Source organism: Ramlibacter sp. JJN2-2R, from assembly GCF_057747835.1.
This window is the reverse complement of record NZ_CM173226.1, coordinates 2,776,804-2,802,827: the sequence shown is the minus strand read 5'-3', so window position 1 is coordinate 2,802,827 and position 26,024 is coordinate 2,776,804. Positions and strand designations below refer to the sequence as shown.

Below are 26,024 nucleotides of genomic sequence, written 5' to 3'. Positions count from 1 at the left end.
CATTGCATGGAGACCGGCATGGCGAATCCCCTGATCGGACAGATTCTGGCGAGCGTGCTCGGCCGCTCGATGGGCGGTGGCGCGTCCGGTGGCGGCGGTCCCGCGGGCGGCGGGCCGGGCGGGGGCCTGCCGGGCGGCCTGGGCTCGATCCTCGGTGGCGTGCTCGGCGGCGGCGGCCTGCCGGGTGGCGTGCCCGCCGGCGCGCCGCGAGGCGGGCTGGGCGGCGGCCGCACGGCCCTGCTGGCCCTGATGCTGCCGCTGGTCATGGCCTGGGTGCGCCGCAACGGCGGCATCGGCAACGTCCTGCAGCGCGTCAACCAGCAGGGCTACGGCGGCCAGGCGAACTCCTGGGTCGGGACGGGGACGAACGATCCGCTGCCGCAGGACGCCGCGCGCCAGCTGCTGGGTGACGACGAACTGGCGAGCCTGGCGGGCCGGCTCGGGGTCGGCGAGCAGGACATCGCGCAAGGCTTCTCGGAGATCCTGCCGGAGGTGGTGGACCAGCTCTCGCCGCAGGGCCAGCTGCCCGACGACGCCGACCAGGCGCTGGACGCGGGCCAGTCGGCACTCGAGCGGATGCTGCAGCAGCAGGCGCGCTGACGCGCCGCGCGCCGGCGCGGTAAGCTGCGCGCCCATGCACTACCGACGACTCGGCGCCAGCAACCTGCAGGTCTCCGCCCTCTGCCTGGGCACCATGATGTTCGGCGACCAGACGGGCGCCGACGAGGCGGCCGCGATCGTTGCCGACGCGCGCGACCGCGGCGTGAACTTCATCGACACGGCCGACGTGTACACCAAGGGCGCTTCCGAGACCCTGCTCGGGCAGCTGCTGCGCGGCCAGCGCGACCACTGGGTGCTCGCCACCAAGCTGGGAAACAAGATGGGCGAGCGGCCCAACGAGGGCCACTATTCGCGCTCGTGGATGCTGCGCGAGGTCGACGCCAGCCTGCACCGGCTGCAGACCGACCGCGTCGACATCCTGTACCTGCACCGCGACTACGAGGGCATGGACCTGGAAGAGCCGCTGCGCGCGCTCGACAGCCTTGTCAGGGCGGGCAAGCTGCGGGCGTGGGCGCTGTCGAACTTCCGCGGCTGGCGCATCGCCGAGGCGGTGCGCATCGCCGCGCAGCTGGGGATGCCGCGGCCGGTCGCCTGCCAGCCCTACTACAACCTGCTCAACCGCATGCCGGAGGTCGAGATCCTGCCGGCGTGCGCGCACTACGGCATCGGCGTGGTGCCGTACAGCCCGATCGCGCGCGGGGTGCTCACGGGCAAGTACGTGCCCGGGCAGGCGCCGGCGGCGGGCACGCGCGCCGGCCGTGGCGACCGCCGCATCGCCGAGACCGAGCTGCGCGAGGAGTCGCTGCGCATCGCCCAGCAGCTGCAGGGGCATGCACAGGCCAAGGGCGTGACGCTCGCGCAGTTCGCCACCGCCTGGGTGCTCGGCCACCACGCGGTGAGCTCGGTGATCGCCGGCCCGCGCACGCTGGAGCAGTGGCAGTCGTACGCGCCGGCGCTCGACATCACGCTCGACGCCGGCGACGAGGCGCTGGTGGACTCGCTGGTGCCGCCGGGCCACCCGTCGACGCCGGGCTACACCGACCCCGCCTATCCGCTGCATCCGCGGCGTCCCGCCGGCTGAATTTCCGTCCGCTGGACTGACGGGTTCGCGGCCCGGACCGGCTTGTCGCCGGCCGTTGCCAATCCCGACAGCCTGTTACGACCGCCTCCTACAAGGTCAGGGGTTGCGGTCGCCTACCCTCAGCCGAGGTGCAGAGTCACACCGCCGGGGAGACACAGGGAAATGCAAGACGTCCAGCCATGCCAACGCTCGGCCGAAAGGTTCGGGCTGGCGCTGCCGATCACCATGGAAGGCGAGGAGTGCGCCTGCCATGACATCAGCGCCACCGGGGTGCTGCTGGAGGCCGCGCAGGCGCCCGACCTGGGTGCCCATGTGTCCCTCAGCCTGCAGTACGACCTCGAGGGCCGCCCCTTCAGCGTCGACTGCAGCGGCCGCGTGGTGCGCGTGGAGCGCCATGGCGAGAACTTCAACATCGCGGTGCGGCTCGACGAACCGCTGTTCGAGGACGCCGTGCTGCAGGAAGGCGGCACCGGCTGATCCGCCGGCCGCCCCGAAGACACGGCCGCCAGCGCGGCGAGGGAGTGCAAGGATGGCAATCGTGGAACCCAGGGTGGTGGTGCCGCTGCGGCGGCGCGAGGAAAAGCGGGGCGCCGAGCGGTTCGAGATGGAACTGCCCGTCACCGTGGGCAGCGGGCAGGGCGGCGTGACGCGCGACGTCAGCGTCAGCGGCCTGTCCTTCACCGCGCGCGACCCCTATGCCGTCGGCGAGCGCATCGAGCTCACGGTCGAATACCTGCTGGACGGCCACAACTTCCCGCTGCGGTGCGAGGCCACGGTGGTGCGCTGCGAGCCCTGCGCCGGCGGCTTCACCATCGGGGTGCGCCTGGCGACCGCCTTCCTCGAATAGCCCCGACGCGCCGAACGCCCGCCGCGGCGTGATAATGCGCGGATGGGCTTGCTCAACAAGATCTTCAAGGGTCCGGACAAGGGCGGCGCGGATGCCGATTCGCAGCCGTCCGGCACGCGGTTCGAGGAGAGCGACGACCGCGACGACGACGCCGCGGAGCGCGAGGCCAGCCGCCGCGAGCTGGTCAAGCTGGTGCTGCGCGAGACCATGCGCCGGCACGCGGTGCCCTCCGACTGGATCGAGTGCCGCATGCTCCCGGTCATCACCAGCAAGCGCAAGACCGGCCTGCACGTGCAACTGGTCGTCAAGCAGGGCCAGGCCAGCCTGCTGGGCTACATCCCCGCGTTCCAGAGCGGCCTGATGGCCGAGATCGAGAAGTTCGACGCCCGCGCGTGGGACTGGCTGCTGAGCATTTCCTGGCAGTTCGCGGGCATCACCGCCACCACCGGCGGCGAACTGCCCGGCGCCGGGGAGTGGCAGGTCGGCGCCTCGCGCCCGGGCGCCATGGCCGCGGCGGACGGCAACTCCATGCGGGACCTGCTGGCCGCGGCCGGCGACGACGAGGTGGCCGAGGACCTGAAGGCGCTGTTCGCCATCCGCGACGCGGCGCTGCAGGCGCCCGAGCCGGTCCAGCACAACGACTTCGAGCCGACCCGGCCCTCGGGCTTCTCCACCAGCGGCGGCACGCCGCTGCGCTGAACCCGGGCCCGCTCAGGGCAGGAATTCCACCCGGTCGGCCACCAGCACGTCGTCGCTCACGCGCGAGCCGGTCACCAGCACCCGGCTGCCCGGGGCGAGCTGCGCGGCCGTGCCGTTGACGAACTGGGCCCCGCTCGCATCGACCTCCTGGTCCTGCACCTTGAAGCTGGCGATCGAGCGCAGGGCGCCGACGCTGCCGCGGGCGCTGAACGCGTCCTTGTCCCCGGTCTGGGTGGGCTGGCGCAGCTTCAGCTTGCTCACGACCAGCACCCCGCGCACCACCGTGCCCGTGGCCTCCACGCGGGCCCCGTTGCCCAGGCCCGAGAGGTTGCCGCCCGAGACCTGCGCCGCCGAGACGTCGGCCGGCATGCCGTCGATGCGCAGCGACTGCGGGTTCAGGTAGTCGGTGACCAGGCCGCCCAGGCTCTGGCGCGAGCCCTCCGCCGGCGGGGCGGGCGACGTCGGCTCGACGGCGGTGGCGGCCAGCTCGGTCGCCACCGAAGGCGCGCGGATGCGGACCACCTTGCCGTTGGCCAGGCTGGATGCGGGCCAGTCCGCCGGGAAGGTGGCGGTGCCGTACCGCACGCGCTGGCTGCCGATCCGGAAGGTCTGGGCGCGCGCGTCGAGCTGCTCGACCGGGCCGGTCAGCACCAGGTCCTGCAGCGCGGGCAGCTTCTCGACGCGCGTCGCGCGCAGCTGCCCCGCCGCGTCCTGCAGCCCATGCACCTGCACGGGCATGCCGTTGGCCAGGCCGGCGGCCGAGGCCAGCCCGCCGGCGAACACGGTCGCGCCGTCGGTGGAGACCTGCACCGAGAGCAGGTTGAACCGGCCGGTGCCGCCATCCAGGGCGCTGATGGTGCCGCGCAGGTCGGCCGCGCTGACCACCAGGGTCGCGGTGCCCTGGGCGAGGTCGGGCTGGATGCTGCCGGTGACGCGCACCGTCATCCCCAGGCGCAGCGCGGTCGTGTCGCTCAGCACCATGCGGGCGCGCGAGATGTCGTAGCGGATGCCGTTGACGATGATGCTGCCGAAGCCGTCGACCGCGCCCATGCCCGAGTCGGCCGTGATGCCGGTGCCGCCCGAGCCGACCCCTTCGCCGCCCGAGATGCCGGTGCCGCCGGAGCCCACGCCACCGGCGCCGGCGACGCTGGTGCCGTCGCCGAGGCTGCCGTCCGCGCCGAACCCCGAATCGACCGACACGCCGCCGCCGCAGCTGGCGGTGGACAGCGCCAGCAGCAGCGCGGCGCGCCGCAGGAGCGAGGCGAGCGCGGCCTTCATTCGGGCGCTCCCTCGCGGTCTTCCTGGAACAGGTACACGCCCACGCGCAACCGCTTGGGGCCGCGGGCGCCGCTGCGGGTGATCGCCTCGGACAGCTGCGCCACCAGTTCGCGGTGCATGGCGGTCCAGCGCTGGCGCATCAGCTGGTGGACGGCGTCGCAGTCGCTCTCGCTCAGGCCCTCGGCGAACACGGCGCGCTCCAGCATCAGCGGCGCGTCGCCGAGCGCGTTGGACACGGCGGCACTGGCGTGGTCGCGCAGGTTGTCGCCGAGGAAGGCCAGGGTGCTCTGCAGGTCCGCGGTGGGCACGAAGCCCTCGGAGGTCAGCTCCACCTGGGTCGCGTCGACGCGCACGCACATGCCCAGCCGCATGAGCTCGTCCAGCACGGCGCGGTGGTGCACGTCGCCGCGGCTGGCCTCGCGCGCCACGTCCTCGAACGACAGGCCCTGGCCGCTGGCGGCGACCGGCAGCCGCTGCAGCGTCGGATCCTGGCTCGCGAGCTGGAACCAGCGGGTGAAGGTCTTGGCCGCGGCCGACAGCTCGGTGTGCGGCAGCGGGTCGGCCGGCCGGCGCACGCGGGCGGTGACGTCCTTGCGGTTCAGGCCCGTGGTCACCGCGAGCTGGCTGATGTTGGGCGTGGGCACGCCCTGGCGTTGCCACAGGCGCGTGGCCTCGTCGAGCAGCAGGTCACGCAGCATGCTCTCTAGGTGCGGATGCTTGAGTCCCATGCCGAGTGCCAGCCGCACGAGCGGCCGCATCACACGCGCACAGGCGGATTGGGCCCAGGAGAGGCGGTCTTGCATGGGTGGTACTGCGACGTTCTCGAGCAATTGTTCCGGTTGCCGGCGCTCCCGTGCGCGTTTTTCCCAGCTGGATGGCCCCCAAGGGCCACGCGGTAGTCCGAACGGGCCATGCCCGGGCGGGAACTGCAGAGACAGGATCTCGCTCACGGCTCAGGCACCTCGCGGATGGAACACGTGCAGCGTCTCGTAGCCCCGGCCAGGCACGCTGCGCACGAGTGCGTAGCCGTCGGCCACGCGCCAGGCGGGCAGGGCCGCGCTCGCCGCTGGCCGCGCGTGCCAGGCCTTGCGTGCGAACGTCACGTGTGGGCGCCAGGGCCGGTCCTCGGCCGGCAGTCCCGCGCGCACGAGCGCCTCGCCGAGCCGGGCATGCAGGCGTTCCAGCGCCGGCGGCGCCCCGAGTTCGAGCACCGCGATGCCGCCCGGCCAGACGCGCTGCCCGCCCGCGTCCAGCGGCAGCGTGCAGGGCGTGAAGGGCACGTCGAGCTGGCCGCGCAGCGCGTCGACGCCGCCGGCGGGCACGTCGCCCAGGAAGTGCAGGGTGATGTGGAAGCGTCTGGCGTCCACCCGCGCGGCGCCGGCCGGCCAGTGCCACCGGTCGGCCAGCGCCTGCAGCGCGGAGCGCACCGGCGCGGGCGGCCAGACGGCGGTGAACAGCCGCACGGGTCGGGGAGCGCCGGCCGGCTTCACAGCTTGGGGATGTGGAGGGTCTTGCTGATCATCAGGCTGCCCGAGAGCACGAACAGCAGGACCAGCGGGTGCAACTGCCACGGGCCGACGGTGAGCACGCCGCCCCAGAGCGCGTCGTCGCCGATGCGCCCGGCCCAGGCCGCCAGCGCCAGCACCGCGGTGAGCACCACGCTGGTCGGGATCGGCGTGCCCTCGAAGTAGGCCACCTTGCCGGCCTGCCCGGACAGGGACTCCGCCGTGACGTTGTAGCGCGCCAGGCGGCTGACGCCGCAGCAGACGAAGTACACCAGCGCCGCCGCGTCCCATCCGCCCTGCGCGCCGGCCGCGAAGGCCAGCGCCGCGGGCGCCACGCCGAAGGAGATGACGTCGGAGAGCGAATCGAGTTCGCGGCCCAGGGGCGAGTGCTGGTGGCGCGCGCGGGCGATGCGGCCGTCGAGCACGTCGAACACCAGGGCCGCCGGCGCGAGCGCGGCCGACGCGAAGAAGTGCGCCAGGTCGCCGCTGGCCAGGTACAGCATCGCCAGGAACACCGCGCCCACGCCGCAGGCGGCATTGCCCAGGGTGAAGAAGTCGGCGAGGTGGAAGCCCCGCAGCATGGAGAAGTGGCGAGGAGCGGTGCGTTGCATGGCGGCGGGCTCGGTTCGGGGCATGCTCCACCATAGCCTTCGCGCCGCGCCGGCGGGTCGTCCCCGGGCACCGGTGGCTGTCGGCTGTGTCCGACGGCGGCAAGCCCGGCCGCGGGCGCGGCGCCATCATGGAAAGTGCGGGGCGGGCGCCCCGGTGCGAGACGGTCCAATGCGGGCATGACCCCCAGCGTCCTCTTTCGCGCCGGGCCCGCGCCGCGGTCCGCCGTCGAGTCCCCGTACGCGTGGCTGCGGCTGGCCCTGTCGCTGCTGCTCATGACGCTGGGCGGCTCGGGCATGTACTCGGTGACGGTGGTGCTGCCCGCGATCCAGGCCGAGTTCGGCGTGGCGCGCGGCGATGCCTCGCTGCCGCACACGCTCACCATGGTCGGGTTCGGCCTCGGCGGCGTCGCGATGGGGCGGCTCGCCGACCGCTTCGGCGTGCTCGTCCCGGTGGGCATCGGCGCCGTGGGCCTCGGCACCGGCTTCATCGCCGCCGGCCTGTCGCCGAACCTGGCCGCCTTCTCCCTCGCGCAGGGCGTGCTGGTGGGCCTGCTCGGCACGTCGGCCACGTTCGCGCCGCTGGTCTCGGACACCTCGCAGTGGTTCGACCGCCGGCGCGGTATCGCGCTGGCCATCTGCATGAGCGGCAACTACGCGGCCGGGGCGCTGTGGCCGCCGGTGCTGCAGCACTTCATCGAGGCCGTCGGCTGGCGCCAGACCTACATCGGCCTGGGCGTCTTCTGCCTGGCTGCCATGCTGCCGCTCGCCGGCCTGCTGCGGCCGCGGCCGCCGGTGTCGTTCGCGGCCTCGGCGCCGGCCGAGGCGCGGGTGGCCGCCACCGGATCGGACCGGCCGATGGGGCTGCGGCCCGCCACCGCGCAGGCGCTTCTGTGCGTGGCCGGCGTGTCCTGCTGCGTGGCGATGTCGATGCCGCAGGTGCACATCGTCGCCTACTGCGCCGACCTCGGGTTCGGCGCGGCGCGGGGCGCACAGATGCTGTCGCTCATGCTGGGCCTGGGCGTGGTGAGCCGGCTGGCGTCCGGCTGGATCTCGGACCGCATCGGCGGCCTGCGCACGCTGCTGCTCGGCTCGGTGCTGCAGGGCATCGCGCTGCTCCTGTTCCTGCCGTTCGACGGCGTCGTGTCGCTGTACGTGGTCGCCGGCCTGTTCGGCCTGTTCCAGGGCGGCATCGTCCCCTCGTACGCGCTGATCGTGCGCGAGCATTTCTCGCCCGCCGAAGCCGGGGCCCGCGTGGGCACGGTGCTGATGGCCACGCTGTTCGGCATGGCGCTGGGCGGCTGGATGTCGGGCGCGGTCTTCGACTGGACCGGCTCGTACCGCGCCGCCTTCGTCAACGGCATCGCGTGGAACCTGGTGAACCTGGCGATCGTGGTGTTCCTGCTGGCGCGCGTGCGCGGCATCGCACTTCGCACCGCCTGAGCCGCCGGGACCGGCGCGGCGCTGCGGTCGCCGTGGATGAGTTGCTATAGTGACTCGGCCATGACCGACCCCACGCGCACGGACCGCCGCCGCCTGCTGCAACTCGCCGCGGCCGCCGCCGCGACGGCGTGGCTGCCGCGCGGCGCGCACGCGCAACCGCGCTGGACGTCGCCGCCGTTCACGCTCGGCGTGGCCAGCGGGTCGCCGGCCACCGACTCGGTCGTGCTTTGGACCCGCCTCGCGCCAGAGTCCGGCGGGCTGCCCGAGGGCGGGCGCACCGCGCTGCCGGTGCGCTGGGAAGTGGCGCAGGACGAGGCCTTCACCCGCATCGCGCGGCAGGGCGAGACGCTCGCGCTGCCGCAGCTCGCGCACAGCGTGCATGCCGAGGTGCCGGGGCTGGAGCCGGACCGCTGGTACTACTACCGCTTCACCTGCGGCGACGCCGCCAGTCCCGTCGGCCGCACGCGCACGCTGCCGCTGCCCGGGGCGATGCCGCAGCGCCTGCGCGTCGCCTACGCCTCCTGCCAGCGCTGGGAGCACGGCTACTACGGCGCCTGGCGCCACATGCACGACGAGCCGCTCGATGCCGTCGTCTTCCTGGGCGACTACATCTACGAGTACCCGAACGCGACCGCCGCGGTGCGCAGCTTCCCCACCCTGGGCTGGGTGAAGACGCTGCCGCAGTACCGCGACCGCTACGCCCTGCACCGCAGCGACCCGCACCTGCAGGCCATGCATGCCGCCTGCCCGTGGCTGGTGACCTGGGACGACCACGAGGTGCAGAACGACTATGCGGGCGAGCACGCCGGCGATCCCTACCCGTGGGGCATGAACACGGTTGCCGATTTCGCCGCCCGCCGCGCGGCCGCCTACCAGGCCTTCTACGAGCACATGCCGGTGCGGGCGTCAGCCTTCGCGCAGGCGCTCGCCGCGGGCCGCGCGCCGGGCGAGCTGCGCCTGTACACGCGCTACCGTTTCGGCCGCCTCGCCGACCTGCTCCTGCTGGATGCGCGGCAGTACCGCGACGCGCAGGTGTGCGCGCCGTCGGGCCGGCCGGCCGGCACCGTCGATCCGGCCGCATGCGCCGCGTGGCGCGACCCGAACCGCACGCTGCTCGGCGCGGCGCAGGAGCAGTGGCTGGACCAGGCTTTCGGCGATGCCACCCCGGGCTGGACCGTCGTCGGGCAGCAGACCCTGTTCGGCCAGCGCGACGCCGCCGCCGGCCCGTCGCAACGGTTCTCGAACGACGGCTGGGACGGCTACGCGGCGGCGCGCCGGCGCGTGACCGACGGGCTGCAGCGCCACCGCGTCGCCAATCCGGTGTTCCTGGGCGGCGACGTGCACGAGAACTGGGTGGGCCACCTCAAGGCCGACTACGACCGCCCGGACAGCGCCACGCTCGGCGTGGAGTTCTGCGGCACCAGCATCACGTCGCGGGCCAAGGCGCCCGAGCGGCTGCCGGCGCTGCTGGCCGAGAACCCGCACTTCGTCTTTGCCGAGGGCGCGCACCGCGGCTACGGGGTGGCCGAGTTCACCCCGGCGCGGATGACGGCCACGCTGCGCGTGCTGGACGACGCCACGCGCCGCGATGCCCGGGTGTCCACGCTGGCGCGCTTCGCGGTCGAGGCGGGCCGGCGCCAGGTGGAGCGCGCGTGATCCTCCGACTGCTCGCGCTGGTGGCCGTGCTGCTGCTCGCGGCCGGCGCGGCGGCCGCGGGCGAGGTCACGCTGGGCGCGGACGACAGCTACGACCTGTCGCGCGCCTTCAGCTACCTCGAGGACCCCTCGGGCCGCCTGACGTTCGACGACGTGCGGCGCCCCGAGGCGCAGGCGCGCCTGCGGCCGGTGCTGCCCATCGGGCGCGGTCCCAATTTCGGCCTGTCGTCCTCGGCGTACTGGCTGCAGGTGACGCTGCGCCCCGCGCGCGGCGTGCCGGCCGACTGGATGCTCGAGGTGGCCTACCCCCCGCTGGACCACATCGAGCTGTACACGCCCGACGGCCGCGGCGGGTTCGTGCGGCAGCGCGGCGGCGATACCGAGCCATTCGCGCAACGTGCGATCCCGCACCGCAACCACGTGTTCGCGGTCCGGCTGCCGCCGGGGCAGCCGGCCACGCTGTACCTGCGCGTGGCATCCGGCGGCACGGTGTCGGCGCCGGCGCGGCTGTGGCGCCCGGCGGCGCTGTGGGCGCACGACCAGGCGACCTACGCCACGCTGAGCCTGTACTTCGGCCTGCTGCTGGGCCTGCTGCTCTACAACCTGCTGCTGTTCGTCTCCACCCGCGACCGCGGCTACCTGCTGTACGTCGCCTTCGTGGCGGCGATGGGCGTGGGGCAGGCGGCACTCAACGGCCTGGGCGCACAGTTCCTGTGGCCGGGGCTGACCTGGTGGAACGAGGTGGCGCTGCCCACCGGGCACGCAACCGCGGCCGTCTTCGGCCTGCTGTTCGCGCGCGCGTTCCTCTCCAGTGCCGCGCGCATGCCGCGGCTGGACAAGCTGCTGCTGGTGCTGGTCGCGGGCTGGATCGCGGGGCTGGCCGCCGGGCTGGCGCTGCCGTACCGGGTCTCGGCGTACATCGTCACGTTCCTGGCGCCCGTGAGCGTGACCGCGCTGATCGTGGTCGCGTGGATCAGCATCCGCCGCGAGTACGCCGGCGCGCGCTACTTCTTCACCGCCTGGGCGCTGCTGCTGCTGGGCGTGCTGGTCCTGTCGATGCACAACATCGGCGTGCTGCCGTCCAACGCGGTGACCTCCAACGCGGTGCTGATCGGCTCGGCGCTGGAGATGGTGCTGCTGTCCTTCGCGCTGGGCGACCGCATCAACGTCGCGCGCCGCTTCAAGGAGCAGGCGCAGGCGCGCATCGCGGCCGAGCGCGCCATGGTCCAGGCGCTGAGCCAGTCGCAGGAGCGGCTCAAGCAGGTGCTCGAGGAGCGCGAGGTCATCCTCGACAACTCGCTGGTGGGCATCGCATTCCTGACGCCGCAGGGCCGCTTCAAGTGGGCCAACCGGGCGATGTACGAGATCCTGGACGTGGGCCACGAGAGCGTGACGTCGATGGAGCCGTTCTACGTCTCGCGCGAGGAGTACCTGGCGGTCGGCGGCGAGGTCGCGCAGGCGGTGGCGCGCGGCCAGGTGTACCAGCGCGAGCTGGAACTGCGCCGGCGCGACGGCACGCGCATCTGGGTGCAGCTGACCGGCAAGGCCGTCAACGCCCAGGACCTGCGGCAGGGCACGGTGTGGGCGGTCATGGACTTCACCGAGCGCCGCCAGTTGCAGCAGCGGCTGGAGAAGACCATGTCCGAGCGCGAGGCGATCCTGAACAACGCGGTGGTGGGCATCGTGCTGTCGGTGTACCGCCGCCACGAGTGGGTGAACGAGAAGTTCGCGCAGATGCTGGGCTACCCGCGCCAGGTGCTGATCGGCCAGACCTCGATCTACATCCACAAGGACGAGGCCGCGTGGGAGCAGTTCGGGCGCGAGGCCCGGGCGGCGCTGCTGGCCGCCAACTCCTACACCTGCGAGCACCAGCTGCGCCGGCGCGACGGCGAGCTGTTCTGGGTGCAGATGGGCGGCAGTTGCGTGCGCCCGCACGATCCCGACTCGGGCGTGATCTGGACCTTCCTGGACATCACGGAACGCAAGAAGTCCGAGGCGGGGATCCGCGAGGCGCTGGAGCAGCAGAAGGCGCTGAACGAGCTGCGCTCGCGCTTCGTGGCCATGACCAGCCACGAGTTCCGCACGCCGCTGGCGGCCATCCTGTCGGCCGAGGAGGTGTTGCGCCACCACGGCGATCGCCTGTCGCCCACCGACCGCGCCGAGACGCTGGACAGCATCGCCGACGGCGTGCAGCGCATGTCGCGCATGATCGACCGGGTGCTGCTGCTGGGCAAGGCGGACGCCAAGATGCTGGAGTTCAAGCCGCACGACGTCGACCTGCCCGCGCTGTGCCGCGCCCTGGTGGACGAAGCGCGCGCCCAGCACCCGCGGTCCGCCTGCCGGGTGAGCGCCGAGTGGGGCCCCGGCGTGGGCCGGGGGCTGTGGGACGACAAGCTGCTGCGCCACATGCTGGGCAACCTGCTGTCCAACGCCATCAAGTACTCGCCGCACGGGGGTGAAGTCGGCTTCCGGGTGCGGCGCGAGGGCGGCGAGATGGTGTTCGAGGTGCGCGACCAGGGCATCGGCATCCCGGCCGACGAGGTGCCGCACCTGTTCGAATCGTTCCACCGCGCGAGCAACGTCGGCGCGATCCAGGGCACCGGCCTGGGCCTGGCGATCGTCAGGAATGCGGTGGAGATGCACGGCGGGCGCATCGGGCTGCACTCGGTGCCGGGCCAGGGCAGCACCTTCACCGTGCGGCTGCCGATCGCCGTCGAGACGGTCGACGCGCCGGGCTGACGGGCCGTTACCCCACGATCTCGAGCAGGCGGTCCAGCCCGCCTTGCTCGATCGAGACCATCGCCTGCTCGCGCACCTTCGGCTTGGCGTGGTACGCCACCGACAGGCCCGCTTCGCCCATCATCGGCAGGTCGTTGGCGCCGTCGCCCACCGCGATGGCCTGGTGCGGCCCGATGCCCAGCGCCGCGCAGGTTTCCAGCAGCATCCTGCGTTTCTCCACGCCGTCACAGATGTCGCCCCAGGGCTGGTCGACCAGGCGCCCGGTGAGCTGCCCGCAGTTGGGCCCGGACTCGATCTCCAGCACGTTGGAGCGCGTGTAGTCGATGCGCAGGCGGTCGCGCACGCGGTCGGTGAAGAAGGTGAAGCCGCCCGAGACCAGCAGCGTCTTCAGGCCCGCGGCCTGGCAGGCCGCCACCAGGCGCTCGGCGCCGGGGTTCAGCTGCAGCCGGGTGGTGTAGACCAGCTCCAGGTCGGCCACGGTCGCGCCGCGCAGCAGCGCCACGCGGCGGCGCAGGCTCTCCTTGAAGTCGGCGATCTCGCCGCGCATGGCGGCCTCGGTGATCGCCGCCACTTCCTCCTTCAGCCCGACGGCATCCGCGATCTCGTCCACGCACTCGATGTTGATCAGCGTGGAATCCATGTCGAAGGCGATCAGCCGGAAATCCTGCAGGCGCAGCGGCGGGGTGACGCCCTGGACGACGAGGCCGGGCGCGAATTCATGGCGGGACATGGTGCGATTGTCCCATCGGGCCGCGCCGGGCCCTCGGTCAGACGTCCGGCCCCGGCGCGACGAACCGGCGCAGCAGCGGCCCGAGGATGTCCAGCGGCAGCGGGAACACGATGGTGGAGTTCTTGTCGGCGGCGATCACCGTCAGCGTCTCCAGGTAGCGCAGCTGCAGCGCCTGCGGCTGCCGCCCGAGCACTTCGGCCGCCTCGGCCAGCTTGTGCGAGGCCTGCAGCTCGCCCTCGGCGTGGATCACCTTGGCGCGGCGCTCGCGCTCGGCCTCGGCCTGGCGGGCGATGGCGCGGACCATGGTGTCGTTCAGGTCCACATGCTTGATCTCGACGTTGGTGACCTTGATGCCCCAGGTGTCGGTCTGCGCGTCCAGGATCTTCTGCACGTCCAGGTTCAGCCGCTCGCGCTCGGCCAGCAGGTCGTCCAGTTCGTGCTTGCCCAGCACCGCGCGCATGGTCGTCTGCGCCAGCTGGCTGGTCGCCTCGAGGTAGTGCTCCACCTGGATGATGGCCCGGGCCGGGTCGACCACGCGGAAGTACAGCACGGCGTTGACCTTGACCGAGACGTTGTCGCGCGTGATCACGTCCTGGCTGGGGATGTCCATGACGACCACCCGCAGGTCCACGCGCACCATCTGCTGGATGCCGGGGATCAGGATCACCAGCCCCGGCCCCTTCACCTTCCAGAAGCGTCCGAGCTGGAACACCACCCCACGTTCGTACTCGCGCAGGATGCGCAGGGCGGAGGTGAGGAACATCACCGCCAGGATGGCCAAGACGCCGAGGCCGAGGCTTCCGACAACCATTGCGTTCTCCTTGTCCCGCCGGCCGCTTCAGGCCGCCACCACGTCCAGCACGCCGTCGCGCAGGGCGGTCACCCGCACCCGGTCGCCGGCCTGCAGCTGCGCCGGGCCGCGCACCTTCCAGTGCTCGCCGCGCACCAGCGCCCAGCCCTGGCCGGCGGCGTACTCTTCCAGCTCGCCGCCGGCGCCGACCACCGTCTGCGGCCCCGTCACCACGGGCCGCCGCCGCGCCTTGGCGGCCATCCCGGCCACCAGCAGGACGAACGCCGCCGACACCAGGGCCAGCGCGCCGACCAGCGGCAGCGGGATGCCCCAGCCCGGTGAGTCGCTGTCGATCAGCAGCACGCAGCCGAACGCGAAGGCGACCACGCCGCCGAGGCCGAGCACGCCGAAACTCGGCACGAACGCCTCGGCGACCAGGAAGCCCACGCCCAGCAGGATCAGCGCCAGGCCGGCGTAGTTCACCGGCAGCATCTGCAGCGCGAACAGGGCCAGCAGCAGGCAGATCCCCCCGATGACGCCGGGCGCCACCAGGCCCGGATTGCTGAACTCGAACACCAGGCCGTACAGGCCGATCATCATCAGCAGCAGGGCCAGGCTGGGGTTGGTGATCGCCGCCAGCAGGTGGCTGCGCCAGTCCTGCTCGAAGGTCCGCACCGGCGCGTCGCGCGTCTGCAGCCGCTGCACGCCGGCGGCCAGCCGCAGCTCGCGCCCGTCCAGCTGCCGCAACAGGTCCGGCACGTCGGTGGCCACCACGTCGACCACCTTGAGCCGCAACGCTTCCGGCGCCGACAGGCTCACCGCCTCGCGCACGGCCCGCTCGCCCCAGTCGGCATTGCGCCCGCGCAGCTGCGCCAGGCTGCGGATGTAGGCGGCGGCGTCGGCGATGCGCTTGGCGGCGAGGGCGTCCCCGCCGTCGGCCGGGGTGGGCGCACTGGCGCCCGAGGCCGGCCGGGCCGGTGGCAGCGGGTTGGCCGGCTGAGGGCCGCCGGGCATGCCGATGGCCACCGGGGTGGCGGCCCCGAGGGTGCTGGCCGGCGTCATGGCGGCGACGTGGCTGGCGTACAGGAGGTAGGTGCCGGCGCTGGCGGCCCGCGCGCCGCCCGGCGCGACGAAGGCCGCCACCGGCACCGGCGAGGCCAGGATGTCCTTGATCATGCTGCGCATCGCGGTGTCCAGCCCGCCGGGCGTGTCGATCTGCAGCACGAGCAGCTGCGCCTGCTCGCGGGTCGCCAGCGCGAGTCCGCGCCGCAGGTCGTCCGCGCTGGCCGGCCCGATCGCGCCATCGATGGCCAGCACGACTACCGGCCGGGCAACGCCATCCGCCAGGGTCCAGGGCATCGCGAGCCACAGGGCCAGCAGGCAGAGCAGGCGGCGGGCAGCGCGGCTCATGGGCCCAGTCTAGGCCGACCCCGGCGGGAGTCAACGGTGGACTTGTCCCATGGGCGCCCTTGCCGAGCTGCCGGCGGCGGGCTTCCTGGTCGCCACGACGAAGGTCGCGCGCCCGCGACGCGGGCTCCGGCATGCTGCTGGGTCCCCGCCTGCGCGGGGACGAAGGTCGCACGCCCGCTACGCGGGCTCCGGTACGCTGCTGGGTCCCCGCCTGCGCGGGGACGAAGGTCGCGCGCCCGCTACGCGGGCTCCGGTACGCTGCTGGGTCCCCGCCTGCGCGGGGACGAAGGTCGCACGCCCGCTACGCGGGCTCCGGTACGCTGCTGGGTCCCCGCCTGCGCGGGGACGAAGGTCGCGCGCCCGCTACGCGGGCTCCGCGACCTTCGGCTGGCCGAGGGCGCGCAGGATGTCGCGCACCATCTGCACCCGGTCCTTGGGCTCCTTGAGCTCGCGCTCGATGCGCAGCTTCTCGTTGCCCGCCAGCTTGATGTGCCGGTTCTTCTGCACCAGCTCGATGATGCGCATCGGGTCCACCGGCGGGTTGGGGCGGAAGGTGACGTTCGTCACGCCGGGGGCGGCGTCGACCTTCACCACGCCGTACGGCCGGGCCAGCACGCGCAGCCGGTGCACGTCGATGAGGTTCTGTGCCTGCGGCGGCAGCTTGCCGAAGCGGTCGACGATCTCCTCCAGCAGCGAGTCGATCTGGTCGGTGGTCCTGGCCGTCGCGAGCTTCTTGTAGAACGACAGCCGCAGGTGCACGTCGCCGCAATAGTCGTCGGGCAGCAGGGCCGGGGCGTGCAGGTTGATGTCGGTGGTGATCGACAGCGGCGCCAGCAGGTCGGGCTCGTGGCCGGCCTTGAGCGAGCGCACCGCCTCCGACAGCATGTCGTTGTACATCTGGAAGCCCACCTCCAGCATGTTGCCGCTCTGGTTCTCGCCCAGCACCTCGCCGGCGCCGCGGATCTCCAGGTCGTGCATGGCGAGGTAGAAGCCCGAGCCCAGTTCCTCCATCTGCTGGATCGCGTCCAGCCGCTGGGCCGCCTGCTTGGTCAGGCCCTCGGTGTCCGGGACCATCAGGTAGGCATAGGCCTGGTGGTGGCTGCGGCCGACCCGCCCGCGCAGCTGGTGCAGCTGCGCCAGGCCGAACTTGTCGGCGCGGCTGATCACGATGGTGTTGGCCGTCGGCACGTCGATGCCGGTCTCGATGATGGTCGAGCACAGCAGCACGTTGTAGCGCTGCTGCACGAAGTCGCGCATCACCCGCTCCAGCTCGCGCTCGGGCATCTGGCCGTGCGCCACGGCGATGCGCGCCTCCGGCAGCAGCGCCTCGAGGCGCTCGCGGCGGTTCTCGATCGTCTCGACCTCGTTGTGCAGGAAGTACACCTGGCCGCCGCGCTTCAGCTCGCGCAGCACCGCCTCGCGGATGACGCCGTTGCCCTCGTTGCGAACGAAGGTCTTGATCGCCAGCCGGCGCTGCGGCGCGGTGGCGATGACCGACAGGTCGCGCAGGCCCTCCAGCGCCATGCCCAGCGTGCGCGGGATCGGCGTGGCGGTGAGGGTGAGCACGTCGACTTCGGCGCGCAGCGCCTTCATCGCCTCCTTGTGGCGCACGCCGAAGCGGTGTTCCTCGTCGATGATGAGCAGGCCCAGGTTCTTGAACTTCACCGTGCCGGACAGCAGCTTGTGCGTGCCCACCACGATGTCGACGCTGCCGTCGGCCAGGCCCTTGCCGGCGGCGGTGATCTCCTTCTGCGAGCGGAAGCGGCTCATTTCCGCGACCTTGACCGGCCACTTGGAGAAGCGGTCGACCAGCGTCTGGTAGTGCTGCTCGGCCAGCAGCGTGGTCGGCGCCAGGAACGCCACCTGCTTGCCGCCGGTGACGGCGATGAAGGCGGCGCGCAGCGCCACCTCGGTCTTGCCGAAGCCGACGTCGCCGCACACCAGCCGGTCCATCGGGCGCGGCGAGATCATGTCCTGGATCACGGCATGGATGGCCGCGGCCTGGTCGGCGGTCTCCTCGAAGCCGAAGTCGTTGGCGAAGGTCTCGTAGTCCTGCGGTGAGAAGCGGAACGCGTGGCCCTCGCGCGCGGCGCGGCGGGCATAGATGTTCAGCAGCTCCGCCGCCGTGTCGCGGACCTGCTCGGCCGCCTTGCGCTTGGCCTTCTCCCACTGGCCCGAGCCCAGCTTGTGCAGCGGCGCCTCGTCGGCCGACACGCCCGTGTAGCGGCTGATCTGGTGCAGCTGGCTCACGGGCACGTACAGCGTCGCCTTCTCGGCGTATTCCAGGTGCAGGAACTCGGTGTTGCCCTGGCCCAGGTCCATGTTGACCAGGCCCCGGTAGCGGCCGATGCCGTGCTGCGCGTGGACGACGGGGTCGCCCACGTTCAGCTCCGACAGGTCCTTGATCAGGGCTTCGACGTCGCTGACCTGCTCCTGCTTCTTGCGCCGGCGCGTGGTGGCGCCGGCCGCGAACAGCTCGGTCTCGGTGACCAGGTCGATCGCCTCCTCGGGCCAGCTGAAGCCTTCGGCCAGCGGCGCGGCGGCGATGCCCAGCTTCTCGTCGCTGGCGAGGAACTCCTCCAGCGACTCGAAGGCGGGCGGCGCGAGGTGGCTGGCGCGCAGGAAGTCCAGCAGGCTCTCGCGCCGGCCCGCGCTCTCGGCCACCACCAGCGCGCGGTGCGTGCCCGCGGCCAGGTGCTGCTTGAAGCGCGCCAGCGGGTCCTCGGCGCCGCGCACCACCGACAGGTCGGGCAGCTTGCGGAACACCGCGCTGTCCTCGACGTCCTGCACGCCCGAGCGCAGCGCCAGCTGCGCGTGCTCGTTGGCCCGCCCATAGAACTGCTCGACGGTGAGGAACAGCGCCTCGGGCGGCAGGATCGGCCGCTCGGCGTCGCCCTGCAGCAGCCGGTAGCGGTCCTTCGTGTCCTGCCAGAAGCGCTGGAACGCCGGCTCCACGTCGCCGTGCAGCACCAGGGCCGCCTGCGGGCCCAGGTAGTCGAACACGGTCGCCGTCTCGTCGAAGAACAGGGGCAGGTAGTACTCGATGCCGGACGTGGCGACGCCGTTGCCCATGTCCTTGTAGATGCGGCTGCGGGTCGGGTCGCCCTCGAGCAGTTCGCGCCAGCGGCTGCGGAACTTGGCGCGGGCGTCGTCGTCCATCGGGAACTCGCGACCCGGCAGCAGCCGCACCTCGGGCACCGGGTACAGGCTGCGCTGCGAATCGGGATCGAACGTGCGGATCGAGTCGATCTCGTCGTCGAACAGGTCCACCCGGTACGGCACCGGCGAGCCCATGGGGAACAGGTCGATCAGCCCGCCACGCACGGCGTATTCGCCCGGGCTCACCACCTGCGTCACGTGGTTGTAGCCGGCCAGCGTGAGCTGCGCGCGCAGCTTGGCTTCCTCGAGCTTCTGCCTGACGGCGAAGTGGAAGGTGTAGCCGGCCAGGAACGCCGGCGGCGCCACGCGGTACAGCGCCGTCGTCGCCGGCACGATCACCACGTCGGCCTCGCCCTGCGAGATGCGCCAGAGCGTGGCCAGCCGCTCGCTGATCAGGTCCTGGTGCGGCGAGAAGGTGTCGTAGGGCAGCGTCTCCCAGTCGGGGAACAGCGCGCAGCGCAGCCCGGGCTCGAAGAAGGCGAGTTCGTCCAGCAGCCGCTGCGCGTCGGCCGCGCCGCTGGTGACGATGGCCACGGGGTGGCCGGCGGCCTTTTCGCGCGCGGCCAGGCGCGCGAGCAGCAGCGCGTCGGCCGAACCGGGCGGGCGCGGCAAGGCGAAGCGCTTGCCGGGGGACAGCTTGGGGAGATCCATCGGGAAGGAGGGCAAATGCAAAACACCCCTCGGCACGAAGGCGAGGGGTGTGGGCCAATTCTAGAATGTCGTCCATCTTGGCGGCTGCTCATCCTTCGAATTCCCCTGTGCGCCTGCATGCGCTCGTGCCGGCCGCGGGCACGGGCAGTCGCGCGGGCACCGCGGGGCCCAAGCAGTACGAACTGCTCGCCGGACGCCCCTTGCTGCTGCACACGCTGGACGCGCTCGCGCGGGTGCGGCGGCTGGCCTCGGTGCTGGTCGTGGTGGCGCCGCAGGACACGCGACTGCAGGACGGGCCCGGCTACGCGGTGGCGCGCTGCGGCGGGGCCACGCGCGCCGCGAGCGTGGGCCTGGGCCTGCAGGAACTCGCGCGCCGCGGCGCCGGCGACGACGACTGGGTGCTGGTGCACGACGCCGCACGCTGCCTGGTGCGGCCGGAATGGATCGACCGGCTGATCGACGCCTGCCTGGACGACGACGTCGGCGGCCTGCTCGCGCAGCCGCTGGCCGACACGCTCAAGCAGGAGGAGGGCGGCCGGGTCGCGGCGACGCTGCCGCGCGCGGCCAAGTGGCTGGCGCAGACGCCGCAGATGTTCCGGCTCGGGCTGCTGCGGCGCGCGCTGGCGCAGGCGGGCGATGCCGTGACCGACGAGGCTTCGGCCGTCGAGGCCCTGGGGCTGCGGCCGCGGCTGGTGGCCGGCAGCGCGCTCAATGTGAAGGTGACCTGGCCGGAGGACTTTGCCCTGGCCGAGGCGGTGCTCGGGAGCAGGCAGCGATGAACATCAGGATCGGGGAAGGCTGGGACGTGCATGCGCTGGTGCCCGGGCGGGCGCTGGTCATCGGCGGCGTCGCCATCCCATACGAGCGCGGGCTGCTGGGCCATTCGGACGCCGACGTGCTGCTGCACGCGATCACCGACGCCCTGCTGGGCGCGGCCGGCCTGGGCGACATCGGGCGCCACTTTCCCGACACCGACCCGCGCTTCCGGGGCGCGGACTCCGTGCTGCTGCTCACCGAAGCGGCGCGCCGGGTGGCGCAGGCCGGCTGGACGATCGGCAACGTCGACAGCACGGTGGTCGCGCAGGCGCCGCGGCTCGCGCCGCACATCGAGGCGATGCGCGAGCGGATCGCCAAGGCGCTGGACCTGGCGCCGTCGCAGGTCAACGTGAAGGCCAAGACGGCCGAGAAGCTGGGCCCCGTCGGGCAGGGCCAGAGCATCGAGGCGCGCGCGGTGGTCCTGCTGCACGCCGCCTGACGAGGGCCTACGCCCGCGGCGACTGCCGGTGCCGCCGCACCGCCGGCAGCACGAACCACAGGCCGCCGAACACCAGCAGCGCGGCCACGCCGCCCAGCAGCGCGCCGGCCTGCTGGTCGACCGTCGCCAGCACCACGACGTAGACGTCCAGCGCGAGGCTGAGCGCCAGCGGCACCATGCCGAGCGTGATGAGCCGCGAGGACAGGTCGACCAGCGACCGGGAGACCTGGCCGCGGCCGGCCATCCGGTGGCAGGCGGCAGGCGCCATCAGCAGCGCGATCGCCAGCGCCAGCAGGGCCAGCCCGGCGAGATAGGCCGCGACGCCTGCTGCCGGCAGCTGCTCGAAGCGCTCGTTGAACACCGCCATGGTCTGGAAGCCGAACAGCGCCTGCGCGCCGGGGATGACCATGCGCGCTTCCTCGACCGTGTCGCGCATCTCGTCCTCGAGGGACTCGTGTTCCACGCCGGGTGGGGCCATGCGCCATCCTGGCCGCGGCAGCCATGGCCCAGCGGTAGGACGCGCTTGCCGGCCCGCGTCAGCGCACCGCGCGGGTGCGCCGCTGCGTCAGGTGACCGGCTCGCCGCGGGGCTGCGGCGTCCCGCCGGACTGCTGCGCCACCTGCGCCCTGGGCTTTTGCAGCTTGATGTGCGCGGCCAGGCCGCCGGAGGTGGTGTTGGCCAGCGCGAAGATGCCGCCCATGCGCTGCACGGTCTTGTCGACGATGGCCAGGCCCAGGCCGGCGCCGGTGGCCGCGGTGCGCGCCGCGTCGCCGCGGAAGAACGGCTTGACCAGGTTGGGCAGCGCCTCCGGCGCGACGCCCATGCCGTGGTCGCGGACCTTGAGCAGCACCCACTCGTTGCGCGACTTCGCCGCGACGTCGACCACGGCGATGCCCGTCTCGGGCGTCTTGCCGTAGCGGCGCGCGTTCTCCAGCAGGTTGGACACCACGCGGGCCAGCTCCACCTCGTCGGCCAGCACGTGCAGGGTCTTGGGCACGTCGACGTGGATGCGCATGTCGTCGTGGTCCTGCACCGCGTACACGCAGGCATCGATCACGTCGCGCAGGTTCACCGGCTTGAGCTCGGCATGGTCGGGCCGCGCGTAGTCCAGGAACTTGTCGATGATGGCGTCGAGCTGGTCGATGTCGGCCGCCATGTGCTCGCGCGCATCGGCGTCCGAGACGCTCATCTCGGTTTCCAGCCGCAGGCGGGCGAGGGGGGTGCGCAGGTCGTGCGAGATGCCCGCCAGCATCACGGCGCGGTCCTGCTCGATCTTGGCGAGCTGCTGGGCCATGCGGTTGAAGCCGATGTTCACCTCGCGGATCTCGCTGGTGACGGCCTTCTCGTCCAGCCGGCTGGCGTCGAAGTCGCCGTCGCGCACGCGGCTGGCGGCGAAGGACAGCTGCTTGAGCGGCCGGTTGATCAGGCGGGCGATGACGGCGGCGCCGGCCAGCGACAGGCCCGCGGCCGTCACCAGCCAGATGAGCCAGGTGCGGCCGCCCACCTTGGTGAACCGGTTGCGGTCCATCAGCAGCCAGTAGGCATCGGCGTCGATCTTGAAGCCGACCCAGAAGCCCTTCTCGCCGTTCACCGCCGAGGCGAGCACGGTGCCTGGCCCCAGGCGCGACAGCAGTTCGTCGGCGATGCGCTCGTCCAGCGAGCTGGAATCGAACACCAGGTACACGTCCGTCGGCTTGCTCGGCAGGATGCGCACGCCTTCCTGCTCGGCCAGCGTCTTGATCAGGGAGACGCGCGCGATGGCGTCCGAGTAGCGCAGGGCGGCGCGGCTCAGGTTGACCAGCGAGGCGATCTGCTGCGCGGTCTGCACCGCGCGCGGCTCGAACTCGAGCGCGCGGAAGGTCTGCAGCCAGGCGACGATCGAGCCGATCAGCAGCAGCGACAGCAGGAAGAAGGTGCGCCAGAACAGGGACAGGCCGACCCTGGGACGCATGTCGAGCGGTGCCGGCGCTGTCTCCAGCGGCGCCGGCCCGGTGGCTTCGGCTCTCGTGATGTCCCCTCGGATCATTGTGGTCGGGCGCCGGGCACGGAATCGATCCGGGCTCCTGCGCAATGCATGCTCATTGTCGCGCGGCGAGCGCCGGTTCCCCGGTCGGCGCCCCGATGGTGCCCGCTCAGCCCGCGCCGTCCGGCACGAACACGTAGCCGACGCCCCACACCGTCTGGATGTAGCGCGGCGAGGCGGGATCGAGCTCGACGAGCTTGCGCAGGCGCGAGACCTGCACGTCCAGGCTGCGGTCGAAGGGTTCGAACTCGCGGCCGCGCGCCAGCTGGGCCAGCTTCTCGCGCGACAGCGGCTGGCGCGGATGCCGCACCAGCGCCTTGAGCATCGCGAACTCGCCGGTGGTCAGTGGCAGTTCCTCACCGTTCTTGCGCAGCGTGCGGGCGCCCAGGTCGAAGGCGAAGGGGCCGAAGTTGACCACCTCGTTCTCGCTGGAGGGCGCGCCGGGGGCTTCCTGGGCGGGGCGGCGGCGCAGCACGGCGTGCACGCGGGCCAGCAGCTCGCGCGGGTTGAACGGCTTGCCGAGGTAGTCGTCGGCGCCGACTTCCAGGCCGACGATGCGGTCCACGTCCTCGCCCTTGGCGGTGAGCATGATGATCGGGGTGCGGTCGTTCGCCGCGCGCAGCCGGCGGCAGATGGACAATCCGTCCTCGCCCGGCATCATCAGGTCCAGAACGATGAGGTCCGCGGTCTCGCGGAGCATCAGACGGTTGAGCGCCTTGCCGTCTTCGGCAAGGATGACCTCGAAGCCTTCCTGGGTCAGGTAGCGCCTGAGCAGGTCGCGGATGCGCGCATCGTCATCGACCACCAGGATCTTGTCAGTGCGGGCTGCAGCTTGTGTCATGTTGCTCCAAACGTATTTGTAACAGAGGCGATTCTGCGGGCGTTGGACAGGACCGTGCGGGGAAACCCGGGGCTGAATGACACACTGTTACACAAGTTGCCCCCCATGGGAGCGAATCACTTTCGAGCGTGAACCCGCCCTTGGGTTTGCGCGTTGAGACCAGTATGCACATCACCAGACTCATCCGTTGTTCCGCCGTCGTGCTCGCTGTCGCCGCCGCAGCGACGAGCCATGCCCAGGTGCTGCCCGTGCCCGAGAACGTGGTGCAGCTGTCGGCCAATTCCACCGTGGAGGTCGCGCACGACCTGCTGAGCATCCAGTTGCAGGCGGTGCGCGAAGGCGCCGATCCGGGCAAGGTGCAGGCCGAGCTCAAGGCCGCGCTGGATGCCGCGCTGGCGCAGGCGCGCAAGTCCGCCCAGCCCGGCGCGCTGGACGTGCGCACCGGCAACTTCGCGGTGCTGCCGCGCTACGGCCGCGACCGGCGCATCGCCAGCTGGACCGGCATGGCCGACCTGGTGCTCGAAGGCACCGACGTGGCGCGGGTGAGCGAGACGGCCGGCCGGCTGACGGGCCTGAACGTGGTCGGCTCGGGCTTTCGCCTCAGCCGCGAGCGGCGCGAGCAGGCCGAGCGCGAGGCGCAGTCGCAGGCCATCGCGCGCTTTCGCGCCAAGGCGGGCGAGATGGCCCGCGGCTTCGGCTTCAACGGCTATGCATTGCGCGAGGTGTCGGTGCAGGCGCAGGACATGGGCCCGATCCGGCCCATGGCACGCATGGCGGCCGCCGAGGCCGCGCCCGCGGCCGATGCGCCGGTGCCGGTCGAAGCCGGCAAGGCCTCGGTCGTGGTCAACGTGTCGGGTTCCGTACAGCTTCGCTAGCCGCCGTCCGACAGGGCCTGGCCCAACCGGGGGCCTAACCTCGGCCGGCCATGTGGGCCGACCCTCCCGACTCCCTCCCGCCCCGCGATCCGCCGCCGGCCGGCCCCCAGCTGTTCGTCGTCATCAACCCCGGTTCGGGCGAGCATGACGTGCAGGCCACGCGGCAGACCCTCTCGCGCGTGTTCGACGCCGCGGGCCGCAAGCACCGGTTTGTCGAGATCGCCGGCCCGCGCGAGCTTGCGCGCGCCGCCGATGCCGCCGCCGCGCAGGCGGTGGCCGAAGACGGCGTGCTGGTGGCCGTCGGCGGCGACGGCACCATCAACGCGGTCGCCCAGGCCGCCTGGCGCCACAGGTGCCGGCTGGGCGTGCTGCCGCAAGGCACCTTCAACCTGTTCGGCCGCGACCACGGCATCCCGCAGGACCTCGAGCAGGCCGCGCGGGCGCTGCTGGGCGCCCGGCCCGAACCGGTGCAGGTGGGCGAGGTGAACGGGCGGCTGTTCCTGGTGAATGCGAGCCTGGGCCTGTATCCCCAGCTGCTGCAGGATCGCGAGTCGTTCAAGCAGCAGCTCGGGCGCCACCGCTGGGTGGCCGTGCTGTCCGGCCTGGTGACCCTGTTCCAGTGGCGCCGGCAGATGGCGCTGGAGATCGAGATGGACGGCCAGCGCACGCGGGTCACCACGCCCACGCTGTTCGTCGGCAACAACCGCCTGCAGCTGCAGCGCATCGGCATGGAGCCGGGCGTCGCGGCGCGCGCGGGGGAGGGCCGGCTCGCTGCCGTGATGCTGCGTCCGATCGGCAGCTGGCGGCTGCTGGGCCTCGTGCTGCGCGGCGCGCTGGGGCGGCTGGGCGGCGCCGACGAGGTCGATGGCGTTGCCTTTCGCAGCCTCACCGTGCAGGTGCTGGGCGCCCGCAAGCTCAAGGTCGCGGCCGACGGGGAGGTGGAGGTGATGGCGCCGCCCCTGCGCTTCGCCGTCGCGTCCGCGCCGCTCACGCTGATGATGCCCGCCCCGGCCGACCGGGTCGCCGTCGAATGAAATCCGCCTTCCCGAGGAACCTGCCCTGAGCCTGCTGCTGCACCTGTCGGACACCCACTTCGGCACCGAGCAACCCGACGTCGTGGCCGCCCTGCTGGCGCTCGCACGCGAACGCCGCGCCGACGTGCTGGTGTTCAGCGGCGACATCACGCAGCGCGCGCGGCGCGCGGAATTCGACGCCGCCCAGGCCTTCTGCCGCGAGCTGGGCATCGGCCGCATGCTGGCGCTGCCGGGCAACCACGACATCCCGCTGTTCGACGTGATGGGCCGGCTGCTGCGTCCGTATGCGGGCTACCTGCGTGCGTTCGGGCCGCGCCTGGAGCCCACGCTCGAGACCGACGGCTTCCTCGTGGTGGGCGTCAACACCACCCGGCCCGCGCGCCACAAGAACGGCGAGGTGTCGGCCGCGCAGGTCGCCCGCGTGTGCAACCAGCTGCGCAGCGGCCGCGCGGGGCAGCTGCGCATCGTGGTGACGCACCAGCCCGCGGCCGTGCTGCGGGCGGAGGACGAGCACGACCGGCTCATCGGCGCGGAAGCGGCCCTGCAGGCGTGGTCGCGCGCCGGCGCGGACCTCGTGCTGGGCGGCCACATCCACCTGCCGTACGTGCTCGACCTGGCGGCGCGCGAGATGCCGACGCCGCGGCCGATGTGGTGCGTGCAGGCGGGCACGGCCGTGTCCAGCCGGGTGCGGCACGGCACCTGCAATTCGGTGAACCTGATCGGCTGGTCGGCGCGCCCGGGCCAGCCGCGCCAGTGCCGGATCGAGCGCTGGGATTACGCGCCCGGCAGCGGGCGCTTCGAACTGGCGCAGGACCGCATGCTGGCGCTGGCGGCCTGACG

At 72.6% G+C, this 26,024-nt stretch carries 24 protein-coding genes; 13 read left to right on the top strand and 11 right to left on the bottom strand.

Going from position 1 to position 26,024, the window contains the following annotated elements:
• The first annotated feature begins 18 nt into the window (after positions 1–18).
• The 5 genes from AC3ANR_RS13615 (at position 19) to AC3ANR_RS13595 (ending at position 3,188) form a co-directional block, all read left to right on the top strand.
• Complete coding sequence (locus AC3ANR_RS13615) at positions 19–600, top strand: YidB family protein (RefSeq protein ID WP_488288639.1); 582 nt, start codon at positions 19–21, stop codon at positions 598–600.
• A gap of 34 nt (positions 601–634) precedes the next feature.
• On the top strand, positions 635–1,642 hold the full coding sequence (locus AC3ANR_RS13610; protein ID WP_488288638.1) for an aldo/keto reductase: 1,008 nt from the start codon (positions 635–637) through the stop codon (positions 1,640–1,642).
• 162 nt (positions 1,643–1,804) lie between these two features.
• Positions 1,805–2,119 carry a PilZ domain-containing protein gene (locus AC3ANR_RS13605; protein WP_488288637.1) on the top strand — a complete coding sequence of 105 codons (315 nt, stop codon included), beginning with the start codon at positions 1,805–1,807 and terminating at the stop codon, positions 2,117–2,119.
• 52 nt (positions 2,120–2,171) lie between these two features.
• Positions 2,172–2,489 (top strand): PilZ domain-containing protein, encoded by a 318-nt coding sequence (locus AC3ANR_RS13600; protein WP_488288636.1) that lies wholly within the window; start codon positions 2,172–2,174, stop codon positions 2,487–2,489.
• Positions 2,490–2,531: 42 nt separating this feature from the next.
• Positions 2,532–3,188, top strand: a complete 657-nt coding sequence (locus tag AC3ANR_RS13595; protein WP_488288635.1) for a hypothetical protein — start codon at positions 2,532–2,534, stop codon at positions 3,186–3,188.
• A gap of 12 nt (positions 3,189–3,200) precedes the next feature.
• Here AC3ANR_RS13595 and AC3ANR_RS13590 read toward each other — a convergent pair whose 3' ends face one another.
• The 4 genes from AC3ANR_RS13590 to AC3ANR_RS13575 form a co-directional block, all read right to left on the bottom strand.
• Positions 3,201–4,466: a DUF5666 domain-containing protein gene (locus AC3ANR_RS13590; protein WP_488288634.1), complete on the bottom strand. Its 1,266-nt coding sequence runs from the start codon at positions 4,464–4,466 to the stop codon at positions 3,201–3,203.
• Positions 4,463–5,224 (bottom strand): DUF6502 family protein, encoded by a 762-nt coding sequence (locus AC3ANR_RS13585; protein ID WP_488288633.1) that lies wholly within the window; start codon positions 5,222–5,224, stop codon positions 4,463–4,465. The genes AC3ANR_RS13590 and AC3ANR_RS13585 overlap by 4 nt, the downstream gene beginning before the upstream one ends.
• Before the next feature lie 195 nt (positions 5,225–5,419).
• Positions 5,420–5,929: an RNA 2',3'-cyclic phosphodiesterase gene (thpR, locus tag AC3ANR_RS13580; RefSeq protein WP_488288632.1), complete on the bottom strand. Its 510-nt coding sequence runs from the start codon at positions 5,927–5,929 to the stop codon at positions 5,420–5,422.
• 23 nt (positions 5,930–5,952) lie between these two features.
• A complete protein-coding gene (locus AC3ANR_RS13575) occupies positions 5,953–6,582 on the bottom strand; it encodes a CDP-alcohol phosphatidyltransferase family protein (RefSeq protein ID WP_488288631.1) in 630 nt (209 codons plus the stop codon).
• Between the two features lie 177 nt (positions 6,583–6,759).
• Here AC3ANR_RS13575 and AC3ANR_RS13570 point away from each other — a divergent pair, with 177 nt between their 5' ends.
• From AC3ANR_RS13570 to AC3ANR_RS13560, 3 genes are read left to right on the top strand one after another with little or no spacing between them, the layout of a single operon-like run.
• On the top strand, positions 6,760–8,022 hold the full coding sequence (locus tag AC3ANR_RS13570; protein ID WP_488288630.1) for an MFS transporter: 1,263 nt from the start codon (positions 6,760–6,762) through the stop codon (positions 8,020–8,022).
• A gap of 60 nt (positions 8,023–8,082) precedes the next feature.
• The gene (locus AC3ANR_RS13565; RefSeq protein ID WP_488288629.1) at positions 8,083–9,678 is read left to right on the top strand and encodes an alkaline phosphatase D family protein; all 1,596 of its coding nucleotides are present in this window, start codon (positions 8,083–8,085) and stop codon (positions 9,676–9,678) included.
• Positions 9,675–12,416 (top strand): sensor histidine kinase, encoded by a 2,742-nt coding sequence (locus AC3ANR_RS13560; protein WP_488288628.1) that lies wholly within the window; start codon positions 9,675–9,677, stop codon positions 12,414–12,416. Before AC3ANR_RS13565 ends, AC3ANR_RS13560 begins: the two co-directional genes overlap by 4 nt.
• 7 nt (positions 12,417–12,423) lie before the next feature.
• On the opposite strand, the gene serB is transcribed toward AC3ANR_RS13560, so the two are convergent.
• The 4 genes from serB to mfd form a co-directional block, all read right to left on the bottom strand.
• Entirely contained in the window at positions 12,424–13,146 is a 723-nt protein-coding gene (serB, locus tag AC3ANR_RS13555; protein ID WP_488288627.1) for a phosphoserine phosphatase SerB, read from the bottom strand.
• Between the two features lie 37 nt (positions 13,147–13,183).
• The gene (locus AC3ANR_RS13550; protein ID WP_488288626.1) at positions 13,184–13,957 is read right to left on the bottom strand and encodes a slipin family protein; all 774 of its coding nucleotides are present in this window, start codon (positions 13,955–13,957) and stop codon (positions 13,184–13,186) included.
• A 27-nt stretch (positions 13,958–13,984) separates the two neighbouring features.
• Complete coding sequence (locus tag AC3ANR_RS13545) at positions 13,985–15,346, bottom strand: NfeD family protein (protein ID WP_488288625.1); 1,362 nt, start codon at positions 15,344–15,346, stop codon at positions 13,985–13,987.
• A gap of 363 nt (positions 15,347–15,709) precedes the next feature.
• The gene (gene mfd, locus AC3ANR_RS13540) at positions 15,710–19,156 is read right to left on the bottom strand and encodes a transcription-repair coupling factor (protein WP_488288624.1); all 3,447 of its coding nucleotides are present in this window, start codon (positions 19,154–19,156) and stop codon (positions 15,710–15,712) included.
• A gap of 65 nt (positions 19,157–19,221) precedes the next feature.
• On the opposite strand from mfd, the gene ispD reads away from it, so the two are divergent.
• Together ispD and ispF are read left to right on the top strand one after the other, a co-directional pair.
• Positions 19,222–19,935 carry a 2-C-methyl-D-erythritol 4-phosphate cytidylyltransferase gene (gene ispD, locus AC3ANR_RS13535; protein WP_488288623.1) on the top strand — a complete coding sequence of 238 codons (714 nt, stop codon included), beginning with the start codon at positions 19,222–19,224 and terminating at the stop codon, positions 19,933–19,935.
• Positions 19,932–20,411, top strand: a complete 480-nt coding sequence (ispF, locus tag AC3ANR_RS13530; RefSeq protein WP_488288622.1) for a 2-C-methyl-D-erythritol 2,4-cyclodiphosphate synthase — start codon at positions 19,932–19,934, stop codon at positions 20,409–20,411. The genes ispD and ispF overlap by 4 nt, the downstream gene beginning before the upstream one ends.
• Before the next feature lie 7 nt (positions 20,412–20,418).
• Here the strand turns inward: ispF and AC3ANR_RS13525 are convergent, their stop codons facing one another.
• The 3 genes from AC3ANR_RS13525 to ompR all read right to left on the bottom strand — a co-directional run bounded on the left by AC3ANR_RS13525 (position 20,419) and on the right by ompR (position 23,275).
• On the bottom strand, positions 20,419–20,889 hold the full coding sequence (locus AC3ANR_RS13525) for a DUF6328 family protein (protein WP_488288621.1): 471 nt from the start codon (positions 20,887–20,889) through the stop codon (positions 20,419–20,421).
• A gap of 87 nt (positions 20,890–20,976) precedes the next feature.
• Positions 20,977–22,437, bottom strand: a complete 1,461-nt coding sequence (locus AC3ANR_RS13520; RefSeq protein ID WP_488288620.1) for a sensor histidine kinase — start codon at positions 22,435–22,437, stop codon at positions 20,977–20,979.
• 106 nt (positions 22,438–22,543) lie between these two features.
• Positions 22,544–23,275 (bottom strand): osmolarity response regulator transcription factor OmpR, encoded by a 732-nt coding sequence (ompR, locus tag AC3ANR_RS13515; protein WP_427912525.1) that lies wholly within the window; start codon positions 23,273–23,275, stop codon positions 22,544–22,546.
• A gap of 164 nt (positions 23,276–23,439) precedes the next feature.
• On the opposite strand from ompR, the gene AC3ANR_RS13510 reads away from it, so the two are divergent.
• The 3 genes from AC3ANR_RS13510 to AC3ANR_RS13500 all read left to right on the top strand — a co-directional run bounded on the left by AC3ANR_RS13510 (position 23,440) and on the right by AC3ANR_RS13500 (position 26,022).
• On the top strand, positions 23,440–24,150 hold the full coding sequence (locus AC3ANR_RS13510) for an SIMPL domain-containing protein (RefSeq protein ID WP_488288619.1): 711 nt from the start codon (positions 23,440–23,442) through the stop codon (positions 24,148–24,150).
• A gap of 50 nt (positions 24,151–24,200) precedes the next feature.
• Positions 24,201–25,184: a diacylglycerol/lipid kinase family protein gene (locus AC3ANR_RS13505; RefSeq protein WP_488288618.1), complete on the top strand. Its 984-nt coding sequence runs from the start codon at positions 24,201–24,203 to the stop codon at positions 25,182–25,184.
• A gap of 82 nt (positions 25,185–25,266) precedes the next feature.
• A complete protein-coding gene (locus tag AC3ANR_RS13500; protein WP_488288617.1) occupies positions 25,267–26,022 on the top strand; it encodes a metallophosphoesterase family protein in 756 nt (251 codons plus the stop codon).
• Positions 26,023–26,024 lie beyond the last annotated feature (2 nt).

What these genes read in the sequence shown, in the direction of transcription:
- AC3ANR_RS13615 (WP_488288639.1), top strand. Translation starts at nt 19, where the DNA reads ATGGCGAATCCCCTGATCGGACAGATTCTGGCGAGCGTGCTCGGCCGC.
- AC3ANR_RS13610 (WP_488288638.1), top strand. Translation starts at nt 635, where the DNA reads ATGCACTACCGACGACTCGGCGCCAGCAACCTGCAGGTCTCCGCCCTC.
- AC3ANR_RS13605 (WP_488288637.1), top strand. Translation starts at nt 1,805, where the DNA reads ATGCAAGACGTCCAGCCATGCCAACGCTCGGCCGAAAGGTTCGGGCTG.
- AC3ANR_RS13600 (WP_488288636.1), top strand. Translation starts at nt 2,172, where the DNA reads ATGGCAATCGTGGAACCCAGGGTGGTGGTGCCGCTGCGGCGGCGCGAG.
- AC3ANR_RS13595 (WP_488288635.1), top strand. Translation starts at nt 2,532, where the DNA reads ATGGGCTTGCTCAACAAGATCTTCAAGGGTCCGGACAAGGGCGGCGCG.
- AC3ANR_RS13590 (WP_488288634.1), bottom strand. Translation starts at nt 4,466, where the DNA reads ATGAAGGCCGCGCTCGCCTCGCTCCTGCGGCGCGCCGCGCTGCTGCTG.
- AC3ANR_RS13585 (WP_488288633.1), bottom strand. Translation starts at nt 5,224, where the DNA reads ATGCGGCCGCTCGTGCGGCTGGCACTCGGCATGGGACTCAAGCATCCG.
- AC3ANR_RS13575 (WP_488288631.1), bottom strand. Translation starts at nt 6,582, where the DNA reads ATGCAACGCACCGCTCCTCGCCACTTCTCCATGCTGCGGGGCTTCCAC.
- AC3ANR_RS13570 (WP_488288630.1), top strand. Translation starts at nt 6,760, where the DNA reads ATGACCCCCAGCGTCCTCTTTCGCGCCGGGCCCGCGCCGCGGTCCGCC.
- AC3ANR_RS13565 (WP_488288629.1), top strand. Translation starts at nt 8,083, where the DNA reads ATGACCGACCCCACGCGCACGGACCGCCGCCGCCTGCTGCAACTCGCC.
- serB (WP_488288627.1), bottom strand. Translation starts at nt 13,146, where the DNA reads ATGTCCCGCCATGAATTCGCGCCCGGCCTCGTCGTCCAGGGCGTCACC.
- AC3ANR_RS13550 (WP_488288626.1), bottom strand. Translation starts at nt 13,957, where the DNA reads ATGGTTGTCGGAAGCCTCGGCCTCGGCGTCTTGGCCATCCTGGCGGTG.
- AC3ANR_RS13545 (WP_488288625.1), bottom strand. Translation starts at nt 15,346, where the DNA reads ATGAGCCGCGCTGCCCGCCGCCTGCTCTGCCTGCTGGCCCTGTGGCTC.
- mfd (WP_488288624.1), bottom strand. Translation starts at nt 19,156, where the DNA reads ATGGATCTCCCCAAGCTGTCCCCCGGCAAGCGCTTCGCCTTGCCGCGC.
- ispD (WP_488288623.1), top strand. Translation starts at nt 19,222, where the DNA reads ATGTCGTCCATCTTGGCGGCTGCTCATCCTTCGAATTCCCCTGTGCGC.
- ispF (WP_488288622.1), top strand. Translation starts at nt 19,932, where the DNA reads ATGAACATCAGGATCGGGGAAGGCTGGGACGTGCATGCGCTGGTGCCC.
- AC3ANR_RS13525 (WP_488288621.1), bottom strand. Translation starts at nt 20,889, where the DNA reads ATGGCCCCACCCGGCGTGGAACACGAGTCCCTCGAGGACGAGATGCGC.
- AC3ANR_RS13520 (WP_488288620.1), bottom strand. Translation starts at nt 22,437, where the DNA reads ATGATCCGAGGGGACATCACGAGAGCCGAAGCCACCGGGCCGGCGCCG.
- ompR (WP_427912525.1), bottom strand. Translation starts at nt 23,275, where the DNA reads ATGACACAAGCTGCAGCCCGCACTGACAAGATCCTGGTGGTCGATGAC.
- AC3ANR_RS13510 (WP_488288619.1), top strand. Translation starts at nt 23,440, where the DNA reads ATGCACATCACCAGACTCATCCGTTGTTCCGCCGTCGTGCTCGCTGTC.
- AC3ANR_RS13505 (WP_488288618.1), top strand. Translation starts at nt 24,201, where the DNA reads ATGTGGGCCGACCCTCCCGACTCCCTCCCGCCCCGCGATCCGCCGCCG.